This is a genomic window from Pseudomonas sp. ASL4, from assembly GCF_056680395.1.
Genome location: NZ_CM155280.1, coordinates 2,577,075 through 2,588,210 on the forward strand (window position 1 = coordinate 2,577,075; position 11,136 = coordinate 2,588,210).

Below are 11,136 nucleotides of genomic sequence, written 5' to 3' on the forward strand. Positions count from 1 at the left end.
AACCTTAGATGGGTTTTGTAAGACCTGTGGGCAACAGGCCTGGGAAATCGTTCGTGGAGCAAGCGGCAAAGCGCCCATGTTTGGCCGAATCGTCGTTGTCTCTGTGCTGAAGGTGTCGATAGACTCGAGATTCCCCCAGGAGATCATCCTCATGCACGAGTACCTGAGTCCCGGCCGCTTCATCGATAGTGACCACCCTTCGGTGGTGGAGTTCGCGGAAAAACATCGCGGCGTCAGTCGTGATCCTCGCGAGCAAGCGATCAATCTCTATTACGTCGTGCGCGAGGCGGTGCGCTACAACCCCTACACCTTCAGCCGCGACCCAGATACCTTGCGCGGCAGCTACGCGTTGGCGACGGGCGAAAGTTATTGCGTGCCCAAGGCTACGCTGCTGGCCGGATGCGCCCGGCATTGCGGCATCCCGGCAAGGATCGGTCTGGCGGACGTGCGTAATCACCTGTCGACCCCGCGCCTGCTCGAACTGCTCAAGAGCGATGTGTTCGCCATGCACGGCTACACCGAGCTGTACTTGAACGAGCGCTGGGTCAAAGCCACGCCCGCGTTCAATCAAGGCTTGTGCGAAGTGTTCAATGTCGCGCCGCTGGAATTTGACGGGATCAACGACAGCGTTTTCCATCCGTTCAACCGCGATGGCGCGAAGCTGATGGAGTACGTGGTGGACCATGGCCAGTTCTCCGACGTGCCCGAAGCGTTCTTTTTCGAGCATTTGCAAAAGTGCTATCCGCACCTGTTCGGCGAGCAACTGCCATCGCTGTTGGGCGATATGCAGAGCGATTTGAGTCGCGCCTGATCCGGCGTATGCTGCCTGCGCATTCATCCATAAAGAGGCGGTCATGCTGAAGATCTGGGGTCGGAAAAATTCGTCGAATGTCAGAAAGCCGCTATGGGCCGCCGAGGAACTGGGCCTGGCTTATGAAGCCATCGATGCCGGCGGCGCTTTCGGTGTGGTGGATACGCCTGAGTACCGCGCGATGAATCCCAATGGCCGCGTGCCGGTGATCCAGGACGACGGTTTCGTACTGTGGGAATCCAACGCCATCGTGCGTTATCTGCTGGCTCGTCATGCTGGTAACACCGCTTGGTATCCGGAAAATCTGCAGGCCCGCGCCACCGCCGACAAATGGATGGACTGGACCACTTCAAGCTTTGCCGGCCCGTTCCGTACTGTGTTCTGGGGCGTGTTGCGCACCCCGAAAGATCAGCAGGACTGGTCGGCCATCAACGCGGCGATCAAGGAATGCGAAGGCTTGCTGTCGATGGCCGATCAGGCGTTGTCAGACAAACCGTACCTGTCCGGCGATGAGATCGGTATGGGCGACATTCCCTTGGGCAGTTTCATTTATGCCTGGTTCGAGATGCCGATCGAGCGCGCGCCGCAGCCCCATCTAGAGGCCTGGTATGCGCGACTGAAACAGCGCCCGGCGTATCAGAAAGCCGTCATGACCGCGTTGACTTAATACTCACTATCGACACACTTGACTGTACTTGTGTGGCGGCGACAAGCACCATTGCGTTCGTGCGCCGTGGTTGTATAAGTCGCCGCCCGCCCTTATTTATTCCTTTCTTCCCTTCTTGGTGCGTATCCCGATATGAGTTCCGCTCTGTCCATCCGGCAGCTAACCAAAACCTACGGCAACGGTTTCCAGGCCTTGAGTGGTATCGATCTGGATGTCGCCGAAGGTGACTTTTTTGCCTTGCTCGGCCCTAACGGCGCCGGCAAATCCACGACCATCGGCATCCTTTCGACCCTGGTGAACAAGACCAGCGGCACGGTGAATATCTTCGGTCACGACCTGGACAAGAATCCTGCGCAGCTCAAGCGCTCCATCGGCGTGGTGCCTCAGGAATTCAACTTCAACCAGTTCGAAAAGACCTTCGACATCGTCGTGACCCAGGCCGGTTACTACGGCATCCCGCCGAAAATCGCCAAGGAACGCGCCGAGCAATACCTGACGCAACTGGGCCTGTGGGACAAACGCGATGTGCCGTCGCGTTCGCTGTCCGGCGGCATGAAGCGTCGACTGATGATCGCCCGCGCCCTGGTTCACGAACCGCGCCTGCTGATCCTCGACGAACCGACGGCGGGGGTGGACATTGAACTGCGTCGTTCGATGTGGGCCTTCCTCACCGAGCTGAACCAGAAAGGCATCACCATCATCCTCACCACGCACTATCTGGAAGAGGCTGAGCAGTTGTGCCGCAACATCGGCATCATCGACCACGGCACCATTGTCGAAAACACCAGCATGAAGCAGTTGCTCAGCCAACTGCATGTGGAAACCTTCCTGCTCGACACCAAGAACACACTGGCCGTGGTCCCACAGTTGCTCGGTTACCCGACCAAACTGCTCGATGCTCACACCCTGGAAGTCCAGGTGGACAAGGCCATGGGCATCACCGCGTTGTTCACTCAATTGGCGCAGCAGAACATCGAAGTGCTGAGCCTGCGTAACAAAACCAATCGCCTCGAGGAGTTGTTCGTGTCCCTGGTGGAGAAAAATCTGTCGAAGGTGGCGGTATGAGTTCCGAGCTGCAACCCAACCTCGTTGCCCTCAATACCATCGTTTACCGTGAGGTCCGGCGCTTTACCCGGATCTGGCCGCAGACCTTGCTGCCGCCGGCCATCACCATGGTTTTGTACTTCGTGATCTTCGGCAACCTGATCGGCAAGCAGATTGGTGGCATGGGTGGTTTCACCTACATGGAGTACATCGTGCCGGGGCTGATCATGATGTCGGTGATCACTAACTCCTACGGCAACGTGGTGTCGAGCTTCTTCGGCAGCAAGTTCCAGCGCTCCATCGAAGAATTGATGGTCTCGCCGGTATCACCGCATACGATTTTGATCGGCTACACCCTGGGCGGCGTGCTGCGCGGGTTGATGGTCGGGGTCATCGTGACCCTGCTGTCGCTGTTCTTCACCGATTTGCAGGTTCATCACCTGGGCGTGACCATTCTGGTGGTGGTGCTGACGGCAACGATCTTCTCGCTGCTGGGCTTCATCAACGCGGTGTTTGCACGCAACTTCGATGACATCTCGATCATCCCGACCTTCGTGCTGACACCGCTGACGTACCTGGGCGGCGTGTTCTATTCGATCACTTTGCTGCCGCCGTTCTGGCAGACCGTGTCCCTGGCCAACCCGGTGCTGCACATGGTCAACGCGTTCCGTTACGGCATCCTCGGCGTTTCGGACATCAAGATCAGCGTGGCGATCACCTTCATGCTGGTCGCGACCGTGGTGTTGTACGTCGGTTGTGCGCGGTTGCTGGTGAGTGGACGTGGGATGCGTACCTGATTCGGGACCGAGTTGCCCGCGAAGGCGCCAGCTCAGACACCGCATAAAAACGGCCTCCCAAGCGGAGGCCGTTTTGCATTCTTACATCCGGCGTTGCTTGCGCCGCTTCCATTGTCGTCCGACCCACCAACGCCAATACATCATCGTCAGGCAATAGGCGAGGGCGCCCAGCACTAGCCCGGTCACCACTGAGCCAAGCAGAAACGGTTGCCACAACGTCGAGAGTTCGCCGCTGATCCACTCCCAGGTCAGCTCGTCCGGGAGTGAACGGGCCGGCACGTCCATCAGCCAGGCGCCGGTCTGGTACGTGCAGAAGAACACCGCCGGCATGGTGATCGGGTTGGTCAGCCAGACCAGGCTCACCGCAATCGGCATGTTGCCGCGCACCATGATCGCAAGGAAGGCGGCGAGGAGCATTTGCAGCGGAATCGGCAGGAATGCGGCGAACAGACCGACAGCCATCGCCCGTGCCACAGAATGGCGGTTGAGGTGCCAAAGGTTCGGGTCATGCAGCAACGTGCCGAGAAAGCGTAAGGATTTGTGTTCCCTGATGCTGGTCGGGTCTGGCATGTAACGTTTGAATAAGCGCCGGGGCATAAGGCTTCTCGGTCGGTTCAGGCGGCAAGTATGTCTGGATTCTATTAGCCGCCCATTCAGACTTTGTGACAATTAATAACGACGCCCGTGCAACGAGCCGGCTATGCCTAGGAGGGGGACTCTCAAGGACGGGCTTATGCGCACAGGGATGGTGGCGCTGGCCCTTGGGTTATTGGCGTTGCGTTTTTTACCGGTTTTACCGCCGGTCTGGTTATGGCTGTTGTTGCCGGTCGCGGGTTTGATGCTGCTGCCGTTTCGCACATATCCGCTGGCGTTTTTCCTCTTCGGCTTCAGTTGGGCCTGCGGGCAGGCGCAGTCGGCGCTGGATGATCGGCTACGGGCGAGCCTGGACGGCGAAACCCGCTGGGTTGAAGGCCGGGTCACGGGGTTGCCGCAGAACAATGAAGCGGTGGTGCGATTCGAACTGGCGGACGCGCGCTCGCGCCACGGGACGCTTCCGTCGCTGATGCGCCTGGCCTGGTACGGCGGGCCGCCGGTCAACAGCGGCGAGCGCTGGCGTCTGGCGGTGAAGTTGAAGCGTCCAACCGGGCTGCTCAATCCCCATGCCTTTGATTACGACGCCTGGCTGCTGGCCCAAGGCATCGGCGCCACTGGTACGGTCAAGGATGGCCAGCGCCTGTCACCTGCCCGCTGGGCCTGGCGCGACGGCATCCGCCAGCGTTTGCTCAGTGTCGATGCCCAAGGTCGAGCGGGAGCACTGACGGCGCTGGTGCTGGGGGATGGTGGCGGGTTGAGCCGCGAGGACTGGCAAGTATTGCAGGACACCGGCACCGTGCATTTGCTGGTGATTTCCGGTCAGCACATCGGTTTGTTGGCGGGGTTGGTCTATTTGCTGATCGCCGGGCTGGCCCGTTATGGCGTGTGGCCGGCTCGCAGGCCCTGGTTGCCGTGGGCTTGCGGCCTGGCGTTTGCCGCCGCTCTCGGTTACGGGCTGCTGGCCGGATTCGAGGTGCCGGTGCGGCGGGCGTGCGTGATGATCGGTCTGGTGCTGTTGTGGCGGCTGCGCTTTCGTCATCTCGGCGCTTGGTGGCCATTGTTGCTGGCGCTTAATGGCGTTTTGCTGCTCGATCCGCTGGCGAGTCTGCAACCGGGTTTCTGGTTGTCCTTTTCAGCGGTGGCAGTGTTGATTTTCACCTTCGGTGGCCGTCTCGGCCCATGGCGTTGGTGGCAAACCTGGACCCGCGCCCAGTGGCTGATCGCGATTGGTCTGGGGCCGTTGTTGCTGGTGCTGGGATTACCCATCAGTGTCAGCGGGCCGCTGGTCAATCTGCTGGCGGTGCCGTGGATCAGTCTGGTGGTATTGCCACCCGCCTTGCTGGGAACCTTGTTGCTGCCGGTCCCCTACGTGGGAGAAGGGTTGCTGTGGTTGGCTGGCGGTCTGATCGACCTGCTGTTCAAGGCGCTGGCATTGATGGCGAATCAATTACCGGCGTGGGAGCCAGTGGCCGTGCCGATATGGATCGGGGCCATCGGCGCATTAGGCGCCTTTCTTCTTTTAATGCCGCGAGGCGTGCCCTTACGTCCGCTGGGATGGCCGATGTTGTTGCTGTTGGTTTTTTCACCGCGCGAGGACGTTCCCGAAGGACTGGCTGATATCTGGCAGTTGGACGTTGGCCAGGGTTTGGCGATTTTGGTGCGCACTCGCCATCACACACTGCTGTATGACGCCGGCCCGCGTTTCGGTGATTTCGACCTCGGTGAACGAGTGGTGCTGCCGTCATTGCGCAAACTGGGGGTGAATGGGCTCGACCTGATGCTGCTAAGCCATGCTGACGCCGACCATGCCGGTGGTGCGCGAGCAATCGCCAGCGGACTGCCCGTTGCGCGGGTACTCAGTGGCGATCCGTTGGCGCTGCCCGTCGAGCTGCAAGCCGAAGGCTGCGAAAGTGGCGAGCAATGGACCTGGGATGGCGTGACGTTCCGGCTCTGGCAATGGTCATCAGCCAGTGAAAGCAATCAGAAATCCTGCGTCCTGCAGATCGAAGCCAGCGGCGAGCGACTGCTGCTGACCGGCGACATCGATACCCATGCCGAGCGCGCATTACTGGACAGTCCACTGGCGGTGCCCACCGATTGGTTGCAATCGCCACACCACGGCAGTCGCAGTTCTTCATCCATGGCACTGCTCACAACCCTGCAACCCAAAGCCGTGCTGATCTCCCGCGGCCACGGTAATTCTTTCGGGCATCCCCATCCCACGGTGATGGCGCGCTATCGCAAGCGTGGTCTGCACATCTATGACAGCGCCGAGGATGGTGCCGTCCGTCTGCAACTGGGCAGCTTCAAGCCACCCCGGACCCTGCGTCAGCAACGACGCTTCTGGCGTGATGCGCCCGGGTTGAACAAATAACCATGAGTTATTACAGCCGGACGGGATGCGACATCACGGTCTTCGGTGCGCCGACCCCCTATGTTAGAGTGGCGCACTTTTTCGAGGGGACTGTCACTGTGTGGGAATTGGTCAAATCCGGCGGCTGGATGATGCTGCCGATCATTCTGAGTTCCATCGCGGCCATGGCGATTGTTGCCGAACGTCTGTGGACCCTGCGTGCCAGCCGTGTGACCCCGGAGCATTTGCTCGGGCAGGTCTGGGTCTGGATCAAAGACAAGCAACTCAATAAAGAGAAACTCAAGGAACTGCGCGCCAACTCGCCGCTGGGCGAGATCCTGGCCGCGGGCCTGGCCAACTCCAGGCATGGTCGCGAGATCATGAAAGAGTGCATTGAAGAGGCCGCCGCCCGGGTCATCCACGAACTGGAGCGTTACATCAACGCCCTGGGCACCATCGCCGCCATGGCCCCGTTGCTCGGGTTGCTGGGGACGGTGCTGGGCATGATCGATATCTTCAGTTCGTTCATGGGCACGGGCATGACCACCAACGCCGCGGTGCTGGCCGGCGGTATTTCCAAAGCCTTGATCACCACGGCTTCGGGCCTGATCGTCGGTATCCCGTCGGTATTCTTCCACCGGTTCCTGCAACGGCGCATCGATGAGCTGGTGGTGGGGATGGAGCAGGAAGCCATCAAGCTGGTCGAAGTGGTGCAGGGCGACCGTGACGTGGATCTGGCTGAGGGCAAAGCGTGAAATTCCGCCGCAAGCAACGGGAGAATGTGGACATCAATCTCGTGTCGCTGATCGACGTGGTATTTGTCCTGCTGCTGTTTTTCGTTGTGACCACCACCTTTACCCGGGAAACCCAGTTGCGCGTCGAATTGCCGGAAGCCGTCAGCGGCTCGCCGGCCGAAGACCAGCAGCTCAAGCAGCTGGACATCGCCATCAGTGCCGAAGGCGTGTTCTCGGTGAACAACCAGTTGTTGCCCAAGAACGACCTGGCCAGCCTGATGGACGCAATGCAGAAAGAATCAAACGGCGACACCAACATGCCGCTGTCCATCAGCGCCGATGGCAAGACTCAACATCAGTCTGTCATCACCGCCATGGACGCCGCCGGCAAGCTCGGTTTCAGCCATCTGCGCATGACCACCGTCGAGGCAGCGCCGGCGCACTGATGGCCATGTCTGATCGTTTGCTCGCCGCGTGGTACCAAGGTCATCCGGCCCTGAAGTTGTTGCAGCCACTGGAATGGCTGTATCGGCGGGTGGTCAACGCCAAGCGCGAACGTTTTCTGGCGGGTGAGGGCGAAATTTATCAACCTCCGGTGCCGCTGATTGTCGTGGGCAATATCACCGTCGGAGGCACCGGCAAGACGCCGATGATTCTGTGGATGATCGAGCATTGTCAGAGAAGCGGATTGCGGGTTGGCGTGGTCAGCCGTGGCTACGGCGCCAAGCCGCCGCAATTGCCGTGGCGGGTCGAGGCCGATCAAAGCGCCGACATCGCGGGCGACGAGCCGCTGTTGATCGTCCAGCGCACCGGCGTGCCGGTGATGATCGACCCGGACCGCAGCAGCGCCGTCAAAGCCTTGTTGGCCAATGAACAGCTGGACCTGATCCTGTCCGACGACGGCATGCAGCATTATCGATTGGCCCGGGATCTGGAACTGGTGCTGATCGATGCCGTCCGTGGCCTGGGCAATAAACGTTGCCTGCCCGCCGGGCCATTGCGCGAACCGATCGAGCGTCTGCAAAGCGTCGACGCCGTGCTCTACAACGGCGCCGCCAATGATCGCGACGACGGTTTTGCCTTTCAACTGCAACCCACTGCGCTGATCAATCTGAAAACGGGCGAACGTCGACCATTCGACCATTTCCCGGCAGGCCAGACCCTGCACGCGGTCGCCGGGATCGGCAATCCGCAGCGTTTCTTCAAAACCCTCGAAACGCTACACTGGCAGCCAGTACCCCACGCATTTGCCGACCACGCCGAATACAGCGTGCAGGCCTTGAATTTCACACCGTCATTGCCGTTGGTGATGACTGAAAAGGATGCGGTGAAGTGCCGTGCCTTTGCCGCCGCCGATTGGTGGTACCTGGCGGTTGATGCTGTGCCGTCGCCGGCCTTCGTGGCTTGGTTCGATACGCAGCTGATACGCCTGTTGCCGGCTCGTCTTTTGCCTTAAATCCGTTTTTATCCAGGGAATGCTCATGGACACCAAATTGCTCGATATCCTCGCTTGCCCGGTCTGCAAAGGCCCGCTCAAGCTCAGCGCCGACAAGACCGAGCTGATCAGCAAAGGCGCAGGCCTGGCGTACCCGATTCGCGACGGCATCCCGGTGATGCTCGAAACCGAAGCCCGCACCCTGACCACCGACGAGCGTCTGGATAAATGACCACAGCCTTTACCGTTGTCATTCCTTCGCGTTACGCCTCCACCCGCTTGCCGGGCAAACCGCTGCTGTTGATCGCCGGTAAGCCGATGATCCAGCACGTCTGGGAACAGGCGAGCAAAAGCAGCGCCCAGCGCGTGGTAGTCGCCACGGATGACAGCCGCATCGTCGAGGCCTGCAAAGGCTTTGGCGCTGAAGTGGTACTGACCCGTGAAGACCACAATTCCGGCACCGATCGCCTGGCGGAAGTCGCCGCGAAACTCGGTCTGGCGCCTGACGCCATTGTGGTCAACGTCCAGGGCGACGAGCCGTTGATCCCGCCGAGTGTGATCGATCAGGTTGCTGCCAACCTGGCTGCCCACACTGAAGCAAGCATGGCCACGTTGGCTGAGCCGATCGAAGACGTGGAAACCCTGTTCAATCCCAACGTGGTCAAGGTCGTCAGCGACCTCAATGGTCTGGCGCTGACTTTCAGCCGCGCCACCTTGCCGTGGGCCCGCGACGCGTTCGCCAAGAGCCGCGACCAGTTGCCGGAAGGCGTGCCGTATCGCCGCCACATCGGCATTTATGCCTACCGCGCCGGTTTCCTGCATGACTTCGTCAGCTGGGGGCCGTGCTGGCTGGAAAACACCGAATCCCTGGAGCAACTGCGAGCCCTGTGGCACGGCGTGCGGATTCACGTTGCCGATGCGCTGATCGCACCGCCGACCGGCGTTGATACCGTCGAAGACCTTGAGCGCGTTCGTCGCCTGCTGGAGGCCTGATGCGGGTTCTGTTCGTCTGCCTGGGCAACATCTGCCGTTCGCCTACGGCTGAAGGTGTGCTGCGGCACAAATTGCGCGAGGCCGGGCTGGCCGATCAAATCGAAGTGGCCTCCGCCGGTACAGGTGACTGGCACGTCGGCAAGGCCCCGGACAAGCGCAGCCAGGCTGCGGCCAAGTTGCGCGGTTATGACTTGTCAGCCCAACGTGCCCAGCAAGTCAGCCGTGCCGATTTCGCCACCTACGACCTGATCCTGGCGATGGACAACAGCAACCTGCGCAATCTCAAGGTCCTGCAACCGGCCAAGAGCAAGGCTGAGCTGGACTTGTTCCTGCGCCGCTACGCTTCAGAAATCGACGAAGTGCCGGACCCGTATTACGACGGTGACCAAGGCTTCGAGCAAGTACTGGATTTGATCGAGCGCGCCAGTGATCTGCTGGTGATCGAGTTAAAGGGACGGTTATGAGTTTGCAGGTACACCCCGGCGTTTCCCTCAAGCCGTTCAACAGTTTTGGCGTAGACGTCCAGGCGCAACTGTTCGCCGAAGCCCACAGCGATGCCGACGTGCGCGAAGCCCTGGCCTATGCAGCGACGAACGCTGTGCCGCTGTTGGTGATTGGCGGCGGTAGCAACTTGTTGCTGACCGCTGATATCCAGGCACTGGTGCTGCGCATGGCGACACGCGGGATTCGTGTATTAAGTGATGACGGCAGTCAGGTGGTGATCGAAGCCGAGGCCGGCGAGCCTTGGCATCCGTTCGTGCAACACACCTTGGCGAAGGGTTTGTCGGGCCTGGAAAACCTCAGCCTGATCCCCGGCACTGTCGGCGCGGCGCCGATGCAGAACATCGGCGCTTACGGCGTCGAGATCAAAGACGTGTTCGCCGGCCTCACCGCGCTGGATCGCCAGACCGGCGAGTTGCGTGACTTCACGCTGGCAGAATGCAATTTCGCCTACCGCGACAGCCTGTTCAAACAGCAGCCGGGCCGATGGTTGATCTTGCGGGTTCGGTTCACCCTGAACCGCACCGCACATTTGCATCTGGAATACGGCCCGGTGCGTCAGCGCCTGACCGAGCAAGGCATCGATCAGCCGACGCCGACCGATGTCAGCCAGGCAATTTGCAGCATCCGCAGCGAAAAACTCCCGGACCCGCTGGTGCTTGGCAATGCCGGCAGTTTCTTCAAAAACCCTTTGGTGCCGGCGGCGCTGGTGGCCCGGCTCAAGGGTGAATACCCTGATCTGGTCGCCTATGCGCAACCCGATGGGCAAATGAAACTGGCGGCTGGCTGGTTGATCGAGAAGGCTGGCTGGAAAGGTTTCCGTGAGGCTGATGCCGGCGTGCATAAATTGCAGGCGCTGGTGCTGGTCAATTACGGCGGCGCGACCGGTTTGCAACTGCTGGAACTGGCGCAACGGATCCAGAAAGATATTTGGCAACGATTCAGCGTCGAGCTGGAAATGGAGCCCAATCGCTATTGAAGCTACGCTTTCAAGGCGAATTTCGAAGCCCTGCACACTTCAAATGTGCAGGGCTTTTTTGTTAATGCTGGGTTAACTTAGCACCCTAACGATGCAATCTTTTGCTCCATCCAAAGCCCGATGCAGACGTTGCCGTCCGCGTAAGAGAGCCCATTTAGCCTGAGCCGATCTGCATGAACCCACCGCTAACCCCTGGCGGCAGATTGCTCGACCCCATAACCGAAATAC

13 protein-coding genes are annotated in these 11,136 nt (G+C 60.1%); 12 read left to right on the forward strand and 1 reads right to left on the reverse strand.

From position 1 onward, the window contains the following. Positions 1-151: 151 nt before the first annotated feature. From AC1MEW_RS11710 to AC1MEW_RS11725, 4 genes are all read left to right on the forward strand, one after another. On the forward strand, positions 152-811 hold the full coding sequence (locus tag AC1MEW_RS11710) for a transglutaminase-like domain-containing protein (RefSeq protein WP_201205789.1): 660 nt from the start codon (positions 152-154) through the stop codon (positions 809-811). Between the two features lie 43 nt (positions 812-854). Then, the gene (locus tag AC1MEW_RS11715) at positions 855-1,478 is read left to right on the forward strand and encodes a glutathione S-transferase family protein (protein WP_480426319.1); all 624 of its coding nucleotides are present in this window, start codon (positions 855-857) and stop codon (positions 1,476-1,478) included. 132 nt (positions 1,479-1,610) lie between these two features. Continuing rightward, positions 1,611-2,543: an ABC transporter ATP-binding protein gene (locus tag AC1MEW_RS11720; RefSeq protein ID WP_323570369.1), complete on the forward strand. Its 933-nt coding sequence runs from the start codon at positions 1,611-1,613 to the stop codon at positions 2,541-2,543. Next, a complete protein-coding gene (locus AC1MEW_RS11725; protein ID WP_322217348.1) occupies positions 2,540-3,319 on the forward strand; it encodes an ABC transporter permease in 780 nt (259 codons plus the stop codon). The genes AC1MEW_RS11720 and AC1MEW_RS11725 overlap by 4 nt, the downstream gene beginning before the upstream one ends. Before the next feature lie 81 nt (positions 3,320-3,400). Here AC1MEW_RS11725 and AC1MEW_RS11730 read toward each other — a convergent pair whose 3' ends face one another. Next, positions 3,401-3,916 (reverse strand): DUF2062 domain-containing protein, encoded by a 516-nt coding sequence (locus AC1MEW_RS11730; RefSeq protein ID WP_480426321.1) that lies wholly within the window; start codon positions 3,914-3,916, stop codon positions 3,401-3,403. Positions 3,917-4,052: 136 nt separating this feature from the next. Between AC1MEW_RS11730 and AC1MEW_RS11735 the strand changes: the two genes are divergently transcribed. From AC1MEW_RS11735 to murB, 8 genes are all read left to right on the forward strand, one after another. Next, complete coding sequence (locus AC1MEW_RS11735) at positions 4,053-6,287, forward strand: DNA internalization-related competence protein ComEC/Rec2 (protein WP_480426323.1); 2,235 nt, start codon at positions 4,053-4,055, stop codon at positions 6,285-6,287. Positions 6,288-6,385: 98 nt separating this feature from the next. Continuing rightward, entirely contained in the window at positions 6,386-7,021 is a 636-nt protein-coding gene (locus tag AC1MEW_RS11740; RefSeq protein ID WP_167368554.1) for a MotA/TolQ/ExbB proton channel family protein, read from the forward strand. Continuing rightward, a complete protein-coding gene (locus tag AC1MEW_RS11745) occupies positions 7,018-7,446 on the forward strand; it encodes an ExbD/TolR family protein (protein ID WP_201205777.1) in 429 nt (142 codons plus the stop codon). Before AC1MEW_RS11740 ends, AC1MEW_RS11745 begins: the two co-directional genes overlap by 4 nt. Then, a complete protein-coding gene (lpxK, locus tag AC1MEW_RS11750) occupies positions 7,446-8,456 on the forward strand; it encodes a tetraacyldisaccharide 4'-kinase (protein WP_480426326.1) in 1,011 nt (336 codons plus the stop codon). The genes AC1MEW_RS11745 and lpxK overlap by 1 nt, the downstream gene beginning before the upstream one ends. A 25-nt stretch (positions 8,457-8,481) precedes the next feature. Further along, positions 8,482-8,667 (forward strand): Trm112 family protein, encoded by a 186-nt coding sequence (locus tag AC1MEW_RS11755; protein WP_007945752.1) that lies wholly within the window; start codon positions 8,482-8,484, stop codon positions 8,665-8,667. Then, complete coding sequence (gene kdsB, locus AC1MEW_RS11760) at positions 8,664-9,428, forward strand: 3-deoxy-manno-octulosonate cytidylyltransferase (protein ID WP_201205773.1); 765 nt, start codon at positions 8,664-8,666, stop codon at positions 9,426-9,428. Before AC1MEW_RS11755 ends, kdsB begins: the two co-directional genes overlap by 4 nt. Then, the gene (locus tag AC1MEW_RS11765; protein WP_480426329.1) at positions 9,428-9,892 is read left to right on the forward strand and encodes a low molecular weight protein-tyrosine-phosphatase; all 465 of its coding nucleotides are present in this window, start codon (positions 9,428-9,430) and stop codon (positions 9,890-9,892) included. The genes kdsB and AC1MEW_RS11765 overlap by 1 nt, the downstream gene beginning before the upstream one ends. Continuing rightward, positions 9,889-10,908 carry a UDP-N-acetylmuramate dehydrogenase gene (murB, locus tag AC1MEW_RS11770; protein ID WP_480426331.1) on the forward strand — a complete coding sequence of 340 codons (1,020 nt, stop codon included), beginning with the start codon at positions 9,889-9,891 and terminating at the stop codon, positions 10,906-10,908. Before AC1MEW_RS11765 ends, murB begins: the two co-directional genes overlap by 4 nt. Positions 10,909-11,136 lie beyond the last annotated feature (228 nt).